Genomic DNA, 18,024 nt, shown 5'->3' on the forward strand with positions numbered 1-18,024 from the left:
TAACGGACTGTGAAGCGCGGCGCCGCTATCAGTTGGCGCCGGCCTGCTCCAGAACCCCTTTGCTGCTGGGGATAGCACCGGCCCGGCGTGGATCCACCTCGGTGGCCATGCGCAGTGCCCGGGCAAAGGCCTTGAAACAGGCTTCCACGATGTGGTGTGAATTGACGCCATCCAGCTGACGGATGTGCAGGGTGAGGCCACTGTTGTTGACCACCGCCACGAAGAACTCCTTGACCAGCTCGGTGTCGTAGCTGCCGATCTTCTGGCTGGGAATCGTCAGGCTGTAGCTGAGATGCGGGCGACCGGAACAATCCAGTGCCACCTGCACCAGGGCCTCATCCAGCGGTGCCACAAAGTGCCCGAAGCGATGGATACCACGGCGGTCTCCCAGGGCCTGAGCCAAAGCTTGCCCCACGGCAATCCCCACGTCCTCATTGGTGTGGTGATCGTCGATATGGGTGTCTCCCACCGCATTGATCTCCAGGTCGATCAGTCCGTGGCTGCTGATCTGGTGAAGCATGTGATCGAGGAATGCCACTCCGGTATTGGCCTGGCACTGGCCGGAGCCATCCAGATCCAGACGCACCTTCACATCGGTTTCACCGGTGACCCGATGAATGTCTCCCTGGCGTGTCATCACTCCACCTCCTCTGTTCACATCGTGCCTTACATCCCCGTGACGCAGTAGCCCGCATCCACATAAATGGTCTGACCGGAAATGCCGCTGGCCAGATCGCTGAGCAGGAAGGCTGCGGTGCCGCCCACCTCCATCTGGGTGACCGTGCGACGCAAGGGAGCCTTCTCCTCCACGTTGTGGATCATCTCGAGGATGCCGCCAATGGCGGAGCTGGCCAGGGTGCGGATCGGACCAGCACTAATGGCATTCACGCGCACCTGCTTCTCGGGACCCAGCTCAGCGGCGAGGTAGCGAACAGACGCTTCCAGCGCGGCCTTCGCCACACCCATGACGTTGTAGTTCGGGATAGCCCGCTCAGCGCCGAGATACGACAGGGTGATCACGCCGGCCTTCTCGCTGAACAGCGGCTTGGCATGAGCACAGAGAGGAGCCAGGGAATAGGCGCTGATATCGAGGGAACGAGCAAAGCCTTCAGCGGTGGTGGCGCTGTAGTCGCCGATCAGCTCTTCCTTGCCTGCAAAAGCCAGGCAGTGCACCAGGCCGTCGAGAACCCCCCATTTTTCCTTGATCTCCCCGAACACCTCGGCCATCTGGTCGGCGTCCTGCACGTTCAGGGGCAAAAACAGGCTGGGCTCGAGGGGTGCGGTGAGTTCGCGCACCTTGGACTCAAAGCGGCCCTTTTCATCCGGCAGATAAGTGATGCCCAGCTCAGCGCCGGCCGCCTTCAACTGCTGAGCAATGCCCCAGGCGATGGAACGGTTATTGGCGATGCCGGTAACGAGAATCTTCTTGCCGGTGAGATCAAGCAGCATCAGGACAGACCGGAACGGGTTGAATTCGCGCGATTCTCCCCCATCCCCCGCCAAGATCACCGCTCCTTTGCTGACGAAGGCCGGTGCCCAGCGCTGCGTCACCCCCGATCAACGGCGACCTGCCGCGGCAATTCGCCTCCCGCGATGCCCTCAATGCCCTGTTGGCGCAAGAGTTTCCAGAGGCGGAAGGGACTCTTAGCCCGATACGCGGTGGTCGTGAGGCAGCCGATGACAAGCTGCGGCGCATTGACGCAAGGCGCTACGCCAAAACCCGCAACCATCTCAAGGGCGCGGTCACCGGACTGTCGCCCTACATCCGCCATGGTGTTTTGGGCCTCGCGGAGGTTCGCGATTCCGTGTTTGCACGAATCCGCAACCGCGATGAGGGCGGAAAGCTGATCAACGAACTCGGCTGGCGCGACTTCTGGCAACGGATGTGGCTCGATCTATGCGACGACATCCACAACGATCAGGAACCGTTCAAAACGGGCCATGACGCCGGTTCCTATACCCGGGAACTGCCGGCCGATGTGCGCGAAGGGACCACGGGGCTGGCCTGCATGGATCGTTTTCGCGATCAACTTGTGAGCACCGGCTGGCTACATAACCACGCCCGGATGTGGATGGCCGCCTGGCTCGTGCACTGGCGACGGGTGCACTGGAAGGCCGGGGCCGACTGGTTCCTGGAGCACCTGCTGGATGGCGACCCAGCCAGCAACCATCTGAGCTGGCAGTGGGTGGCCAGCACCTTCAGCCATAAGCCCTACTTTTTCAATCGCGGCAACCTGGAGCGGTATAGCGACGGGCACTACTGCGACAACTGCTCCAGTGCCAACAACTGCCCGTTCGACGGCAGCTACGAGCAACTGGAGAACCAGTTGTTCTCCCCGATGCCGGCGATTCGCAACAGCGGCAACGACCGCAACCACCAACGCAACCGCCAACGCCGGAGCAGCGGAGGCACCAGTGCCGCCCTGGCCCGTCCCAAGCGATAAGCAGGAGAGTCCTCATGTCTTTTCAACGTCCGATCCTCTGGATTCACGAGGAAGCTCTCGGCGCCAGCAACCCGGCGCTGCAGGCCTGGCCCGAGGCCCCAGCGGTGTTTGTATTTGATACCCGTTGGATCCAGGAAGCACGAATCAGCCGCAAACGGATCGGCTTCCTCTACGAAAACGCTCTCGACCTGCCCCTCACTTTGCGCAAGGGGGATGTAGCGGCCGAGGTGCTGGCCTTTGCGTGCCGCCACCAGGCAGATGGCGTGATCAGCAGCACAGTGGTGGATCCTCGCCTGGAGCGTATTGGCGCTGCCATCGATGCGGAACTTCCGCTGGAGCTGATGGATCCCAAGCCCTTCGTGGAGCTGGAACGTCCACCGCGGCTGGGGCGTTTCAGCCGCTACTGGCGGGACGCCGAAGCAGTGGTTTGGGAGGGCTACTCCCCATCCTGCTGATCCTTAAGCAACTGCCGGAACCGCTTCAGTTCCTCCACAGGATTGGTCAGCAGGTCCTCTTCCTCCAGAGATGGCAGCTGAACGGGGAGCACTTGCTCTTCGCTGAGGGGCGGCTCAGTCCACTGCCAGCGCTCATCTGGTGCGCGGGCCTCGCATAGTGCCTCCAGCTCCTTCTCCAGCAAAGCCCGCACATCACGCCGGGACACCGCATCGAAAAACTCCTGGCGGGTCGCCAGACCAGAACTGAATGGGGTGGATCCGTTGCCGTTGAACAGACGGGCTGGATCTGGCAGCCATCGGGGACGACAGACCCCCGCGAAGCTGGTGTCTGTTTCCAAATAGATATGAATCCCATACCCATCCGGCTGACTCACCACGGCCACGCCGTCATGGGGCACGTACCGCTGCAAAGGGAACAAGCGCCAGCTGGGCGGTTCCTTAGGGGCACCGCAGGCCGCCAGCAGTAACGAAACTCCCCAAATCAGACGCAGGCGCGGCATCCATCACCACCGGAGGTGGCCATCCTGAAGCAGATTCGCCGCATCTGCCTGCGCGTCATGGCCCTGACACCATCCACGATGCTGGCGCTGAACACGCCGCTGCACGGTTTTGATCTGCCCCAGGTCACGGGCGGCCGGCTGAACAGCCAATCGCTGGACCATCGGCCCCTGCTGCTGATGGTGCTTTGTGCCCATTGCCCGTTTGTGAAACACGTGGAGCCAGAGCTCACCCGGCTGGAGCACGACTTCGCCGACCAGGTGCAACTGGTCGGCGTGAGCAGCAACAGCCTGATCACCCACCCCCAGGACGGGCCGGAACAACTGGCGGATCAAGCCCGGCGCCACGGCTGGAGCTTTCCATATCTGCTGGATGAGCAGCAGAACCTGGCCAAAGCGCTTCAGGCTGCATGCACTCCGGAGTTTTACCTGTTTTCACCCGATAGCAAAGGCCTACAGACCCTCCGTTATCGGGGCCAGTTGGACGGCAGCCGACCCGGCAATGATCAGCCCCTCGACGGCCGAGACCTGCGGGCCGCCCTCATTTCCGTGCTGACGAGAGCACCGGTAAACCCGGAGCAAACAGCCTCAGTGGGCTGCAATGTGAAGTGGAACCCCGGACACGAACCGGAGTGGTTCGGCGGAGCCACTTAAGCTTTCCTTCATGCAGGTACCTCCCTTCAGCCTCGGCCAGCAGATCAACGATCTGGGTGTGGACCTCGAAGAGGCGGTTCTTGCGGTGTTGCGCAGCGGTCAGTACATCGGCGGACCTCAGATCAAACAATTCGAGGAAGCCTTTGCCGTCAGCGTCTGCTGCGACCACGCCGTGGGCTGCAACAGCGGCACCGATGCACTGATCCTGGCCTTGCGTGCCCTCGGCATTGGTGCAGGCGATGAGGTGATCACCTGCTCGTTCAGTTTTTTCGCCACCGCTGAAGCCATCAGCGCCGTCGGCGCCACACCGGTGTTCGTGGATGTCGACCCCAGCACCTACCTGATCGATTTCGACCAAATCGAAACCGCGATCACCCCGGCCACCAAGGCCCTGATGCCGGTGCATCTGTTTGGCCGTGCGGTGGACATGAACCAGTTGATGGCGATTGCGGAGCGCCATCAACTGAAGGTGATCGAAGACTGCGCCCAGGCCACGGGAGCCCGATGGAATGGCCAACCTGTAGGCAGCTTTGGTGATGCGGGCTGCTTCAGTTTTTTCCCCACCAAAAACCTCGGTGCGGCCGGTGACGCTGGTGCCGTCACCACCAGCGATGCCGATCTGGCCCAGGCCATGCGCGAGCTGGCCGTGCATGGCATGCCCGAGCGCTACCTGCACACCAGCCTTGGGTACAACAGCCGCCTTGATGCCATTCAGGCAGCAGTTCTGAACGTGAAACTGCCGAAGCTGGAGAGCTGGATCAGCAACCGCACAGCCATTGCCTCCCGTTACCGAGATGCCCTTGGGGATCTCCAAGGACTCACCCTGCCGTCCTCCAACGAAGGCCACAGCTGGAACCAATTCGTGGTTCGCATAGGTAGCTGCCCCACCAGCCAACCCCTCTGCAACGCCAGCTGCAATTCCTCCACCACCAGTGCACGCCACGGAATCCCGGAGAGCTGCTGCCGCGACTGGCTTAAGCAGACGCTGCAGGAGCGGGGGGTGAGCACGATTATCTACTACCCAATTCCGATCCACCGGCAACCGGCCTACGCCCACCTGGGCTTAAAACAAGGATCCCTGCCAGTCACGGAACAGCTATGCAGCCAGGTACTGAGCCTGCCGATCTTCCCGGAGTTAACGATCGACCAGCAACAGGCGGTGATCAACACGGTGCGGCAGTTGCTGCCAGCCAGCCCCGCAGTTCGGAGCTTTGGCAGCGATGGCGAAATGCCACTTGCCGCCTAAGCAAGGCAGGATCCAAGAAACAAACAGTCCCACCTGGAGTTGGTGAATCGAGCCAACACCATTAATTTGTTTAAGAATGCTTGTGAACTTTGGCAGCACAACACTTCAGAGCAACATGTGTTGTGGCCTTTGCCACACTTATTAGCGGCACTTGTGCAGCATCTGCAGCCCCCTTGGTCTGCACGACCATTTACAACAGCACAGGTGGTGGCACAGCTCTGGAGACCAGCGTCTGCAAGAGCATCGAAACGCAGAACGAACGCATAGGGGAAGAGATTTACACCTGGAGACCTCCGTATTCGAGCGGAATTGGTGTTTTCCAGGGAATTGCGGAAGATCTTGGACTGGCGTTTGGCGGAATCAATGGCACACACTTCGTTGGCATTGGCTATCCCGACCAAACGATTGTCTGGGACGGAGGAATTCTTCAAAAAAGTATTGAGGAACTTTTAGAACTTCAAGCAGAACCCTTGCCACTGAGAACAGCTGATCTACCGAATGCTTTCGAGAGCAGCTTGGCGAATGCAAGCTTCGACGAGAGCACGCCGAACCAAGCCCCTACAGACGACTCACCCATGCGCGCACATCCCCTCTGGTGAATCAGAACGGAAGAGGCATCAAGAATTTCAAAGCGATAGGAGCAAGACTCTGCAGAACTGAGGAAAAAGGCTTCAACGTGCCGGCAACACCTTCCAAAGCGGCACCGCCAAGACCATTTCCGCCTTGCGTTAATTCAGGCTCAACGCTTTCAAGAACCTGAAGCTGTAGTTGCTTAAGGCGCTCTGCAGACTCAAAATCTCCGCTGGCTCTCGAAAGCGCTTCGGCCTTGGCAAGGTCTGATGCAGCCAGGGCAACTTTGCCTTGGAAACCCCGACTCACCCCCCGACCGGCCCAACTCAAGGGTTCATCTTCAACAAGCGCAAGGGCAGCGGTAAAGAGTTGTTCGGCAGCAGGCCAACGGCCGGCCTCAGCTTCAGCAACACCGGCGTTGTGGAAATGCGCTGCACTCAACCAATCAGGTTGAAGACCGATGGCACCACGCCAGTGACTGCGAATTAAAGCGGCATCGTCCAGTAGAGCACCTGTGAGATCAGATGAACGGAGATCAACACCCTCAAGACGTGCCGAACGCAAGTCAGCACCACGCAAGGACGCACCGGCCAAGATGGCCTGTCGCAGATCAGCAGCGAAGAGATCCGCACCCTCAAGATTGGCTTGACTCAGGTTCGCCAACTGAAGCTGGGCGTTCCGCAAGCGAGCAGTGGAAAGATCGGCGTGGACTAAATCGGCGGAACGCAGATCGCATGCCTCACAACGGCGCTCGAGCAACGCCTGCGAGAGGGCGTCCGGATCGGCGGCAAGGCATAAGGAACCACAAAATGGCAGCATCAAAGACAGCACAAGCGGACGCTTAAACATTCACAAAAAAGCGGGCGGAATTATGCAAGAAACGCATGCAAGGACAAACGAGACAATGACGTCATGCAGTGGAATCCCTCAGGGGGAGACAAACCATAAAAGAAAAAAGTAGAGTGGAGCGGTTAGCCCAAACCAAAAATCAAGCCCATGTCAGCTCTGGAGAGAAAGCTCATCCTGCGCCTGATGGAGAATCGGCGCCTGGGCCGTATGAATGCATTCACCCTGGTGGAGCTGATCATCGTTGTGGTGATCATTGGAATTCTTGCTTCCATCGCAATCCCGGCCTTTGAGGGCGCGGGCATCAAGGCAAAGCAGAAAGAAGCATCAACAGCTGTGGCGTCCTACATCAAAGCGGCACAGGCGTTCTATGCGGAAAACACCGAAATTGCGGACGATGCCGCAGATATTGCGCAATACGTGGCAATTGCCTCATGCGCAGGTACAACACCAACGGCCTGCCAAGGGGTAAAAGCGGTTGCTGTGACGAAAGGGACCAGCTGGAACTTACCTTCAGGTCTCTACACAATTACCCTGAGCAAGACTACTGATGAAACAAAGATTACAGCCGCACCCACTTCAACATTCACAGGAGGCCTGTCAGTCAGTGGGTGCTACAGCAAAGTGAGCAAAACAACCCAAGTTTACGACCAAAAATCAACAACAGACACAAAAACAGCTAAGTGCGCATAACACTTAGGAGATGAATAACGAGAGAAAAATAAAAATCAGAGAGGGGCAGGAAGGTTTTTCTTTGCCCCTTACTTTATTGATTGGCCTAGTCGTGACGAGCAGCTTAATGGGGGCCGTGTACATCGCAATGAACAGCAATCAAAGAACACGTTTCGACTTTCTGAGATTTCTTGGACGTACAGGGCTTGATTCCCTTAGAACGCAATACAAAACACTTCTCAACGACACCGACGGTGGAAATATCTATCACTTCTTCTGGGTGGCCGATGGATGCTCGAAAAATACCCCCAGCACAGAATGTCCAACAAGAGCGAAACCTGGTGTACTTGAAAATCCATCGACTGCATATTGGCTCGATGGCGTCTGGAAACAAGGTGCAGGAAGGCAAAAAGCACCGATGTGCAAACCAAATACCAATCAAGCCCTAAATTGGCTTGCTCCACACCGGGCGATACAACAAACATTTTATCAACAGGGGATCAAACTCAATCCTGATGTGAAACCAGCAGCAACGGGTTTTGTGCACAGTTATACCACCAACGAAATCATCACGACGGGAACAAGCCGCCAACAGCTTGTCAGCTTGATTGGTGGCGACGACGAGGGAGTCAACAAAGCCGGACGATCAGCAATGATCAATTTGCAAATTGCCCGAACAATGAATCAGTCAGGCTTTGCATTTCTTTCTGCCGGGTACAATGGAAATGAGAGAGAACCAATATCTCTATCAAACCTCAGAGTCACAAGCAATATAGGTATTCCTACAGGATCTATCTTGCTGCGTAAAAATATCTTTGGTGCAAACGAGTGCGGAAATCAAATTCAGAAATTCCGCACAACGTACACAAGATCTCCCATCAGTGGAAGCAGCCAATATGGAGGTCTAACAGTGTTTCCAGCGAAATTTCCGAGTGATCTTGGCAGCCATCCTAAAAACAGTGGCCCCTCCAGCAGCAGAGGAACCGTCATGCTCCGAAAGGGAGAGAACGGTCAAACAACCAACCGTTTAGGTCCTGGTGGGATATACCAATTTAATGACTTGTACCTATTGCCGGGAAGTCGACTCGAAATCAATACATCGAAACCTGTCACTTTAAAAGTAAAGGGAGATATTCATATTGCACCTGGGGCGAAAATCTGCAATGTGACCTCATTCAATTCACAATGTGGGAACGGCAAAGCCAGCCAATTAACGATTATCCAGGCAGATACGGCAGAAGCAAATAGCCAAGTAAATGAGAGGGTCCAGTGTGACATTGATAGTCGCCCCAATTATCGGCACACCGGCGAAGCAAGGCCGTTAACAACAGGGGGGAGGACATTTACGATTCAGAGCACTGGAAGGATCAATGAATCCCTCAATGCATTTATTTATGCACCCAGTAGCACTTTGGTATCTGCGGGTGTCGCCAAATCATGGAACAGCCAGGGCCGCTATCAGTGGGTACAGGATCACAACTCACAGCACAAGTACGCTGTCGTTAACAAGGGGGGTTATCTACACGTCGCTCGAAGAAACAATCAAAGCTCAGCAAGCCTGTATGAATTAAGAGATGAGAATAATCGTGCTTTAAAAGCAATAGATGCAAAAACCAACAACAACTCCTACACAGGAGTGGGAGAACTTATAACCAACAATCTTCCCTATTGGGCGCAGTACTACAGGGTTTACATGCCAAATAACATCATCATGCGGCACAATCTGAGAACAGGAAGAATTACAACGCATGGACTTTCATTTTCAGTAAACACAGCACGTATCCAACGTGAGAGGCCAATTCAATACCGAGAGCAAAGCTATCGAAGAGTATGTGGCTGGCAATGGTGCCGTCGGTACTACTGGTACTATTCATCTTGGTACCGTTGCTATCAATGCAGCTATCAGTATGGATGGACGACCAGAAATCTAATTAACAGCAACATCTACGAAAGCCAGATGACACAGAATACATATGGATTAAGCCGTTATTACAACGTGCAGCTAACGAGCCTATGGAATAATGCAGATATCGCAAATGCGCAAAGACGCTTTAAAGGGGCTGTATGGGCAAGAAATGTATGCTTAAGCCGCGAACCAACAAATTCAAGATACAGAAGAGACTGGATCAACTCGAGCACAAGTCACAGCTGGGAATTCAACAATCAGTTCATTGACGAAATGGTGAGTCGATATGGCCAAGAATACAACTTTGGCCTGCCAGAATACCGAGCTCAAAGTGAAACCCTGGTCGATCCGCAACGAATACTAAACAAGTAGAAATGAAAGTGGGATATTTACTAACGAGCAAGAATCAGCAGGCGAACAAGCCACGACCAATAGCAACAAGTGGATTCGGGCTTCTCGAAACCATTATCTCAGCAGTAATTTTGGCCATTCTGGTCGCCACATCAGTCACAATCACAAACAAGTATCAGTTAATTAATTATCGGTCGTCGTTAAGACAGGCACTTTCACAAACAGTCGACGACGATTTAACAGAGATTAAGCTTGAGTTGGAAAGCTACCTTTATGAAAAGAAGACACAATCACAGAGTGCATGTTATGCAACAAACCGAAGTTGCCAACAATCAACGGCTGGAGTTGGCCAATGCAAATATCTAGCACAACGTGCTATTGCAGCTTCTCCATTGATAAAAGATGGTGAAATCAGCTTCAACACTCAAACACATCAAGTCTTTAAGGGCCTGCAAAATGCAAAGAGTGGTCTAAAACGAATCGTCACTGTTAAAAAGCCAGAAGCCCCTACCCAAGCCAATCAAACTATAACCCTGATGGATGAAAGTATCATCAGGGTTACATATACTTTAGAAGGAGAATTAGCACAAGTTCTATTTGATAGCGCAAACCTAAAAACCATTGGCTCTGTCGACCTGTCACCACCAGCTCATTCGTTATGCCAGTACTAAATCACCTAGAAAGGAAGAGAAGAGGCAGAAATAAAAATGGATACACAATTACAGAGATGATCTTTGTAATCGTCATCACAGGCATTTTGGCATCAATCAGTGTTCCAAGCCTGATCAATTGGAAGCATTTTCAAACGATCAAAACAAGACAACTGGCCTTAAAAGCAAACCTTGAGCAAATTAAAAGTGATGCCAAGCGATGGGGAGCAACTTGCACAATAAGTGGAGCAGACCTAAAAAGCTCATGCACAAGCGCAGTAATCCAGAAAAAAACGACTGATACTTTTGGAGCACAGAGTACTGAGGAAAAAGTGATTAATTCAACTGTGAAAGGCAGAGAAGTGGAGAAAATATTCATCGGAACAAACTTCAAGGAGATCACCTTTTCCCCGCGGGGTTTTATACATATTGACCCAATTAAAGCAGGAAGCAACAATGCTACTTTTGTGTTGGGGTATCAAAGTGATAGCGATCCCTTTAAGAGTCAAGCACCAGAACTCTGTGTCGTGGTTCAACACCTCACAGGACACATCAGCATTAAACAGAGGAAAATGAACAAGTTAACTGTCGGGGATGCAGTATCTGCAATCTCCGGCCTCGAATGTTGACAATGCTTGAGAAGTAAGAGAGAATATAAAGGGTAAATCAATGCGAAGTCACATTAGCACAGTCGTTATAATGGATCATTTAAAGTTAAAACAAGAGCAAACAAAACAATATCGGCAGACCGGCTTTACCTTGACAGAATTGCTCGTCGGAGCCCTTGTTGCATCATTGACTGTTGCAGCTGGGATGAAACTCTCACAAGTAATCGTCAAAAATAACAAACAGAGTGAACGCAATTCAGCAGCTATCGAACTGGCGGACAGTGCAATTGACCAAATTCAGCAAGAGATCAGGAATGGCGAGCAACTGATTGATGTGGAGAGTGAATTACCAAAAGGATGCGATACATACAAACAACAAGGAATTGAATTTTTATTCGCCGTAGATATCCCAGATCAAGCTATGAGTTTGGGTGCTTACGATATTAGTACCGGCAAGCCCGATCTGAAAGCTGTTGAATGCCCAATTGTTTATGGAACAGTAGGAAATACAGAAGAGATTAAACTTCATCGAATCGGCACAAATATCAACCAATTCGGTTACTACACAGCAGATAAAACAAGTAACACAGAAATTCTTAAAAACATAAGCAAATCAACGAACCGATCCCTAACATGCCCAAGCACAAGATGGAAACACATCAAGCGAGGTGGAATCGAAGTTTGTATTGATCAAAGGCTCAAGCGAATGGCAAAACTCACAATCACCGTCAATAATGGACGTGATTTACCGGGTATAACAGCCGAAGGAAGCACAACACAACGTCAGGGCTCAGCGATGACCGAAGTCATGAAACAAGATGCAGTTGCTGGAGCCAACTCCAATACGGTATCCAAATGCAAAAGCGGATCAGGTTGCAACTTTGGCGGTCAACCCATTAGCTGCGACAAAACCTCGTTTGTGATAGATGTATCTGGGTCAATGGGGTTGGGAGGGAACACCTATTCATGGCCCGGTTATCGATTTAGATACAAAAATGGGCGGTCATACGTAGATGGAGGCCCAAACAGTCGAATGGAAAGAGCAAAAAGAGAGCTATTGAGGGCAATCGACTCCTGCTCAGATGATGCCGAAATAAATGTTACCTCTTTCTCTAGTGGTGGAATGTGGACGGAAAGAACAGCTTGGACAAGCCCCCAAAAATTAACAGCTTCGAATAGAAACTACCTAAGACAGCTAATTCAAGGAATGCTTGCAAGGGGTGGAACAGATCCTTGGCGCCACACTCATAGAATGGTACAAGATCAAAAAGTAAAAGAAGTTGTATTACTCTCAGATGGAGGCACTTGGACGGGAGGTTCAGTTAGGCTTGGTGGGAAGTATTACAATGGAGAGTACGCTCAATCTTATAAATCTTACAATGAGGAGTTTCGCAAAGATAACCCCATAAAAATCAAAACAGTATCGTTCGGTGGAGGTAACTATTGTGGCGGAGGTTGGATGGGAAGACTCGCCGATATGAATGGAGGAAGTTGCGTTGTCGCTCCCTAGTGCGCATCAATTTAACAAATACGTAGCAGCCTGCCGACTCGGTGTATAGCCATATCCATAGATACCACCCTGGGTATCATCAATAATCTGGGGAGTCACCATAATCACAAGCTCACGTTTTTCACGCGTTCCTCTACGGCTCCGGAAAAACTGACCCACAATTGGAATATCTCCAAGAATCGGCCACTTACTAATGATTTCTTGATCAGTTTCAGAAATCACACCCGTCAAAATCAACGTTTGGCCAGCGCGAACACGGAGATTTCCTGTGTCGAGCCTACGCTGAATCATTCGCTTAATGGGCCCGCAGCCTGGAATATCTGAACCAGAACCAACAACAGCTGAAATCTCAGGAGACATCACAAAAGAGACAAAACCATTGTCGTCGATCTTTGTGACCTTCGCACCGAGCCTCAATCCAGCATTTTTAAATACAGGCTGACAGGTGTTCGGAGCACCATTTTGACCGGCTTGAACCTGATAACTTGTGATTTCTTCTATACCCGAGACAATGAAAGCTTCATTGGCATTGGGCCGCCCAATCGAGGCACTCGAACCATCTGTTGAGGCATCAGAAGAACCACTGGGTATAGGCTTGGGATCTTCACTGAGGATCAAAGTGGGCGAAACAACAACCTTGGTAGAACTTGATTCAATTTTAGAACGTACAAGATTATAAAGAGTGTCATAGTCAAAAGCTCTTCCAGGATTAACAGGAGCAGGGTCGAGAGGTTCCTCAGGAAAGCGAGTTTGGCCTTCCTCAAGTTCAATATATTCGGATTTAGCAGATGATGCACCACCAGCCATCGTGTTAAAGGTTGAATCATTCGGAGGAAGATAACTACCAAAAGAACCAATTAATTTGCCGCGGTCACTTACGATGAAACTATTACCTGCTCGAAAAGCAAAAGAATTCTCAGAGGTTTTGACATTATCCAGCGTGATATCCAAAACCTTGATCGACAAAGCAACCTGGCGCTGACGTAGATCAATTTTTTTGAGAAATTGCTCGGCCGTACGAATCAATTGATCATTTCCCACCAAAGTGACTGACTGAAGGCGCTCATCAGTCGTTGCCAGCAAACCTAAAAGAGGACCAGTCTTGGATCCATAGGGTTGAACGTAGGTGGTTTTATCTGACGTTGTCGTCGAAAAATTTGGTGCTCCACTGATGGCTTCAGCACCCGAAGAGCCTTGGGTCACAGCTGTAGAGCGTGTTTGAGTCTTGGTGACCGTCGCCCCTAAGTTGGCAAGATAATCGGCAGCTGAACTGGCCGTCACCTGATTCAACCGATATGTACGAGCAAAACGGGATTTAATGATCGTTTCACGAACCTTAGGACCCACATACACCAAACCATCTTCAAGCTTGGCTTGCATCTGTGTCGCCATCAACAGTGCATTGAATACACGGGAATAGGGCTGATTTCGCATCGTCATGTTGACGTAGCGAATGGAATCAGGTTTTCCGGCATCAGATGAACCTGGAGCCAACTTCGATGTTGAGGTGGGCTGAGCCTGAGCTGCTGGACCCATCGGATTCAGACCAGCAGGATCTGGTGCTGCGGAGGAGTTAGAAGTTGAACTAACACTCGATGTAAATCGTGGATCCACCGGTACCCACACAAAGCCATATCCACCCCTGGAAACGAGATCTTCAAAAGCATGGCGGGCATTGGTTTGCCGATACTTCACAGAGACCACCGGCCCAGTGATGTTGAGAAGATTTGGGTTAGGGATAGCAGTCGTACCAACAGCGATATCACCAACGGCAGGAGCGACGGCACGCCTTTGCAAGCGAGGTGCATAGGCTTGCTGTGGCAAGCGCCTGGGTTTCACTGGATCAAGAAATCCTGTTTCGGAAGTGGGGACAGACTGGGGTGTGAAGGCAAAGACAAGACCCGTTGCAGTTTCACTAACCACCGCCTCATTCATCCGACGGCCGTCCTTACGCATCACACTGAGAATCAAACCACCACCACTACGAATCAAAGAGGCTTCAGCATTGCCTAACTCAGGAATCGAAACAGTTGCCTGCCCTTTAATCATTCGCTGCTGCTGCTCGGTACTGATCGTTCCGTTCCAAGAAGAAGCAAGAACACTTTGGTTGACCCGTTCAACCTTTCCTGACAGATCGATCGCGATGGCAACGCGTCCATTCGAGCGCAAAAGACGCATTCTCACGAAATCGGCATCAGTGAGCTGAGTTCGAGTTCTGACCGTTCTCGCTCCCGCAGAAAGATTCACCAGGCCTATATCAGCACCAACACCCCCAAGAGCAGACACCAAGGCCAAGGCCGAGCTAATCATCGGGCGAGCTGGTGAAGACATTGGCTGAAATAAAAGACTGGAGGGAGGAAGATGCAAGACGAGCGCCTTACTCGTTGGAGATAGGCGCAGTGGTTGCAGATGCTTGACGTTGCGGAATATCTACAATCAATTTAACGGTAACTTCACCAACATAGCGGGGCTCTGGATTGCTTCCACCCCCTGAAGCAGCCTCAGGCGAGGGCTGAATAGGGGTAGCAAAGACCTCAAAACAAACAGGTGAAAGTGTTTGTTTGTACTGGTTAAGATAGCGGAGATAATCAATCACATTCAGGTAATCGCCACGAAGGGAAAGCTGAAAGCGGTTGACCTTAAAAATACGCGCGAGATCTGAGGAAGGAGGCGACGAAGCAACAGAATCAGCTGGAGGCTCGAAATCACCCGTTGGTTCCTGCCCAGAAGAAAAATCAGGTGAGAGTGATTGATCAAAAGAAAAATCATTCTGATCGGGCTGAATACAGGTGTATGGGACCCCAGCAGGCAACGGATTGACCCCCAATAGCCGAACATTAGAACGTCTGGCAGTTTCAGTAAAAAACTTTGATGTAAATAGCTCGACCGACTCTTCTGAAACAAAATCATGAACAAGATCAAACTCCTCACCCAACTCGTCTTTTTGCTTTTGAAGATCAGCCAAACTGGCTCTCAAAATTGGCACCTGTTCAGCCTCAGACCTGTACTGCTGAAGCGTTTCGGCGTTGAGGCCCCATGATCGCCACTCAGGCAATGTGAAGCAATAAAGACCAGCACCTAACAGAACAACGCTTCCGACAACCGAAAGGGTCATTGGGTCTGCTTTACCACGAAGATCTGAAAATTTAATATTTTTAAGATCTTCGATTTTGATGTCCTTCAGCTTGGAGAGCTGGGCACCTACGTCAACTTTATTGAGCTTATCGATCGAATCTTTGATTTTCTGGAGTAAAGAAGCCATCAATCAAACACCCCCTATCTTTTTCAGAAGTGTGTTGTAGAGCCTAAGTTTGTTGTATTGGCCGTAATCAGAAGCAGCTGAGTAGAGATCTTCCAAGTCGGAAGTCGTTGCTGGAAGGAATTTACCTCTTAGGGAAACTGAGACAGGTTGCGAAGAAGACAAGCTTTGACAACCAGAGGAGCCAAGTGCGGAGAGATCAGAAGCCATATTGGTGAAACGGACACTATTCGGATCTACCGCAGGCATAGCTTTTAGTAAATCGATAAGATCCTCCAAGCTTTCGTAGTCTGGACCAAAAGCACAAATATTAAAACTAGAATTATCCAGAACAAATGTATTAAAATTCACCTTGCGTGGAACAAAGCGCTGCAAATTAAAGGCAAATGGATATACAGAAGCGGACGATGTAAACAGAGCGGAAAAGCTCCTGATATCTGATTTTTGCTGATCAAACTCCTGTTCTGAAGCTGAAATACGAGCTGTTAGCTGTAAATATTGTGAGTGCTCAAATTCAAGGTTTGAAATTTGTGAGATTGCTGAACGGTTATTAAAGAATGGGAAGGCCCACGACAAAGCAACAGTTAAACCAGCCATGGCCAAAGGGATAACATAACCCTGTTGGAGCAAAGATGTCGAGAAAGAGCTACCAGAAGCATGCCCAAAAACCGGAGATTCTTGTTTTTTCCAAAACGGTAAGCCTGAATCAGGGGGGAGATAATTAATAGGAGTCATGATTCTAGATATGCAAAAAGTCCGACAATAAGCTGAGGGATAAGATGTTGATGAAGGCTCAGTTCATCGGGCCTTAATTTATTTGAAATTTGATATTTTTTTGATATCTGACTGGTCAAAAGAGACCATGAACCCCAATTAGACAAAGGAGATGAACTAAAATCACCCAAGCCATATCCAGAAATAACATATTGGAACCCACCCTTAAACGATTGATCTTCCATAATCACATCGAGACCAGACTGAAGACGTTTCAAGAATTGATCAAAAAGACGATTCGACTGACCCGCATACAAAGCAGAACCAAACGGCAACTGGAAGGAGCGGAACTCGGAGACAGAACTCTTAAGCAATAAGTTACAACAATTTGGCTCTACATCGCAAAAGACAGTATTTTTAAGCGAATTGACAGAATTCAAAGCCCAAGTCATTATCCCTGTGTACATGGGTGAAATTCCCAAGACAGGTTGACCGACAATCTGCAGGGTATTTATCCACGAATGAATAAGATATGAGCTGGCATAATCAACACCACGTGTTCGGTGATCCTGAGCAAACAATTCATCGTCAGGGTAGAAATCGATCAGTGTTTGATCAGCAAGAAAAGGGCTTTTAGCCCTCAGTTTCGGATCATTTAAATCCCAAGAAGAAATTTCATCGACTAGAAAAGAGCAATGACTGAACTTCGACGAAGAAAGAAGGAGCAGTATTGGAGATGAGGACAAACCCATCACCTCCATCAAATCAAGAATAATTTGAGCAACTTCATCAGTATTTTCAACTCCCGAATCTCCAATAAGATGAGAAGGGAGATCGAGTGACAAACAATCGTCGACCATCATCGTCGATTGATTGGCCTTAATCGACGTCAGAACCAGATGCTGGTCCAAACTGGAAAGTACAGAAAACTGTTCAAATACCTTCAGGTCACTCGTAAAATCAAACGGTTTACTAATTTGTGGTAGCTGAACATCTGAAAGACGGCTCTTTGCTTGATCCCAGTACTGTCGAATCATCTTTGAACAGCAATTTGGCGCTCTTCGCGCCCATTCGTAATGGAAATATTTCCTTTTTCAAAGGATATAGCAGAAACACGATAACCCAAACCCTGAACAACGCCCAATGACAGAGGATCGCCGAGGGCTAAAAAAGCGTGTTCAGAGCCATCCTCGACAAGAGCCTTGAGAGAAGAACCCTCTTGAACAATACCTGTCAGACGCAATGAATTGAGGTCAGCGGCCATCGACGAAATGTTATTCGCGGAACCATTAGAATCAAACGGAGAATCAACTGCGAATGGATTCCGCTTCTCATCGGTAGTTCCTTTCGCAGACTTCATTCGATTCGCAGGAACAGAGCGAAAACCATCCTGACCTGAAGATCGAGACTCACCTGTCAAAGGAAGTTCATCGGAGACACCCTGAGTTCGCTCCGGAGAGGGCAATGATGGATCAAGAGACCATGCTTGGGGAACAACTAGAGACGATGCAACGACTACAGATACAGCAATCAAAGAATCGCGAGCAGAAAGCTGGTTAATGTTTAGCCTCACCAGCAACGATTTGTTTGTGCCATTATATGCAGAAGCAATATTCTTGTCAATACTTTCAAGCTATGCAAA

General features: G+C 50.7%; 19 protein-coding genes. 10 read left to right on the plus strand and 9 right to left on the minus strand.

The window, feature by feature from the left end; all coding sequences use genetic code 11:
- Positions 1 to 28 precede the first annotated feature (28 nt).
- Together hisB and fabI are read right to left on the minus strand one after the other, a co-directional pair.
- Positions 29 to 637 carry an imidazoleglycerol-phosphate dehydratase HisB gene (gene hisB, locus FZZ92_RS09290; RefSeq protein ID WP_226398358.1) on the minus strand — a complete coding sequence of 203 codons (609 nt, stop codon included), beginning with the start codon at positions 635 to 637 and terminating at the stop codon, positions 29 to 31.
- Between the two features lie 29 nt (positions 638 to 666).
- Positions 667 to 1,449, minus strand: a complete 783-nt coding sequence (gene fabI, locus FZZ92_RS09295; RefSeq protein ID WP_226398418.1) for an enoyl-ACP reductase FabI — start codon at positions 1,447 to 1,449, stop codon at positions 667 to 669.
- 83 nt (positions 1,450 to 1,532) lie between these two features.
- Between fabI and FZZ92_RS09300 the strand changes: the two genes are divergently transcribed.
- Positions 1,533 to 2,444 (plus strand): FAD-binding domain-containing protein, encoded by a 912-nt coding sequence (locus FZZ92_RS09300; protein ID WP_226423060.1) that lies wholly within the window; start codon positions 1,533 to 1,535, stop codon positions 2,442 to 2,444.
- 14 nt (positions 2,445 to 2,458) lie between these two features.
- The gene (locus FZZ92_RS09305) at positions 2,459 to 2,899 is read left to right on the plus strand and encodes a hypothetical protein (RefSeq protein ID WP_226398356.1); all 441 of its coding nucleotides are present in this window, start codon (positions 2,459 to 2,461) and stop codon (positions 2,897 to 2,899) included.
- Here FZZ92_RS09305 and FZZ92_RS09310 read toward each other — a convergent pair.
- Positions 2,881 to 3,399 (minus strand): hypothetical protein, encoded by a 519-nt coding sequence (locus FZZ92_RS09310; RefSeq protein WP_226423061.1) that lies wholly within the window; start codon positions 3,397 to 3,399, stop codon positions 2,881 to 2,883. The two genes, FZZ92_RS09305 and FZZ92_RS09310, sit on opposite strands and share 19 nt — an antisense overlap.
- A 57-nt stretch (positions 3,400 to 3,456) precedes the next feature.
- Between FZZ92_RS09310 and FZZ92_RS09315 the strand changes: the two genes are divergently transcribed.
- The 3 genes from FZZ92_RS09315 to FZZ92_RS09325 all read left to right on the plus strand — a co-directional run bounded on the left by FZZ92_RS09315 (position 3,457) and on the right by FZZ92_RS09325 (position 5,895).
- Complete coding sequence (locus FZZ92_RS09315; RefSeq protein ID WP_226398417.1) at positions 3,457 to 4,050, plus strand: thioredoxin family protein; 594 nt, start codon at positions 3,457 to 3,459, stop codon at positions 4,048 to 4,050.
- Between the two features lie 10 nt (positions 4,051 to 4,060).
- The gene (locus tag FZZ92_RS09320; RefSeq protein WP_226423062.1) at positions 4,061 to 5,296 is read left to right on the plus strand and encodes a DegT/DnrJ/EryC1/StrS aminotransferase family protein; all 1,236 of its coding nucleotides are present in this window, start codon (positions 4,061 to 4,063) and stop codon (positions 5,294 to 5,296) included.
- Positions 5,297 to 5,469: 173 nt separating this feature from the next.
- Positions 5,470 to 5,895, plus strand: a complete 426-nt coding sequence (locus tag FZZ92_RS09325) for a hypothetical protein (RefSeq protein WP_226423063.1) — start codon at positions 5,470 to 5,472, stop codon at positions 5,893 to 5,895.
- A 1-nt stretch (position 5,896) separates the two neighbouring features.
- On the opposite strand, the gene FZZ92_RS09330 is transcribed toward FZZ92_RS09325, so the two are convergent.
- Positions 5,897 to 6,685, minus strand: a complete 789-nt coding sequence (locus FZZ92_RS09330; protein WP_226423064.1) for a pentapeptide repeat-containing protein — start codon at positions 6,683 to 6,685, stop codon at positions 5,897 to 5,899.
- Between the two features lie 177 nt (positions 6,686 to 6,862).
- Between FZZ92_RS09330 and FZZ92_RS13175 the strand changes: the two genes are divergently transcribed.
- From FZZ92_RS13175 to FZZ92_RS09355, 5 genes are all read left to right on the plus strand, one after another.
- The gene (locus FZZ92_RS13175) at positions 6,863 to 7,405 is read left to right on the plus strand and encodes a prepilin-type N-terminal cleavage/methylation domain-containing protein (RefSeq protein ID WP_304623296.1); all 543 of its coding nucleotides are present in this window, start codon (positions 6,863 to 6,865) and stop codon (positions 7,403 to 7,405) included.
- A gap of 10 nt (positions 7,406 to 7,415) precedes the next feature.
- A complete protein-coding gene (locus FZZ92_RS09340; protein ID WP_226423065.1) occupies positions 7,416 to 9,662 on the plus strand; it encodes a hypothetical protein in 2,247 nt (748 codons plus the stop codon).
- Positions 9,663 to 9,664: 2 nt separating this feature from the next.
- Positions 9,665 to 10,312 carry a type II secretion system protein gene (locus FZZ92_RS09345; RefSeq protein ID WP_226423066.1) on the plus strand — a complete coding sequence of 216 codons (648 nt, stop codon included), beginning with the start codon at positions 9,665 to 9,667 and terminating at the stop codon, positions 10,310 to 10,312.
- Positions 10,300 to 10,920, plus strand: a complete 621-nt coding sequence (locus FZZ92_RS09350) for a Tfp pilus assembly protein FimT/FimU (protein ID WP_226423067.1) — start codon at positions 10,300 to 10,302, stop codon at positions 10,918 to 10,920. Before FZZ92_RS09345 ends, FZZ92_RS09350 begins: the two co-directional genes overlap by 13 nt.
- A 70-nt stretch (positions 10,921 to 10,990) precedes the next feature.
- Positions 10,991 to 12,409, plus strand: coding sequence for a hypothetical protein (locus tag FZZ92_RS09355; protein WP_226423068.1), 1,419 nt, complete (start codon positions 10,991 to 10,993; stop codon positions 12,407 to 12,409).
- A gap of 6 nt (positions 12,410 to 12,415) precedes the next feature.
- Here the strand turns inward: FZZ92_RS09355 and FZZ92_RS09360 are convergent, their stop codons facing one another.
- From FZZ92_RS09360 to FZZ92_RS09380, 5 genes are all read right to left on the minus strand, one after another.
- Positions 12,416 to 14,719 carry a type II secretion system protein GspD gene (locus FZZ92_RS09360; RefSeq protein WP_226423069.1) on the minus strand — a complete coding sequence of 768 codons (2,304 nt, stop codon included), beginning with the start codon at positions 14,717 to 14,719 and terminating at the stop codon, positions 12,416 to 12,418.
- Between the two features lie 67 nt (positions 14,720 to 14,786).
- The gene (locus tag FZZ92_RS09365) at positions 14,787 to 15,671 is read right to left on the minus strand and encodes a hypothetical protein (protein WP_226423070.1); all 885 of its coding nucleotides are present in this window, start codon (positions 15,669 to 15,671) and stop codon (positions 14,787 to 14,789) included.
- Positions 15,672 to 15,674: 3 nt separating this feature from the next.
- Positions 15,675 to 16,403 carry a hypothetical protein gene (locus FZZ92_RS09370; RefSeq protein ID WP_226423071.1) on the minus strand — a complete coding sequence of 243 codons (729 nt, stop codon included), beginning with the start codon at positions 16,401 to 16,403 and terminating at the stop codon, positions 15,675 to 15,677.
- The gene (locus FZZ92_RS09375) at positions 16,400 to 17,419 is read right to left on the minus strand and encodes a hypothetical protein (protein ID WP_226423072.1); all 1,020 of its coding nucleotides are present in this window, start codon (positions 17,417 to 17,419) and stop codon (positions 16,400 to 16,402) included. The genes FZZ92_RS09370 and FZZ92_RS09375 overlap by 4 nt, the downstream gene beginning before the upstream one ends.
- Positions 17,416 to 17,955, minus strand: a complete 540-nt coding sequence (locus FZZ92_RS09380; protein ID WP_226423073.1) for a hypothetical protein — start codon at positions 17,953 to 17,955, stop codon at positions 17,416 to 17,418. The genes FZZ92_RS09375 and FZZ92_RS09380 overlap by 4 nt, the downstream gene beginning before the upstream one ends.
- Positions 17,956 to 18,024: the final 69 nt, after the last annotated feature.

It is taken from the genome of Synechococcus sp. MU1611 (genome assembly GCF_020514255.1).
In the GTDB taxonomy this organism is placed as follows: domain Bacteria; phylum Cyanobacteriota; class Cyanobacteriia; order PCC-6307; family Cyanobiaceae; genus Parasynechococcus.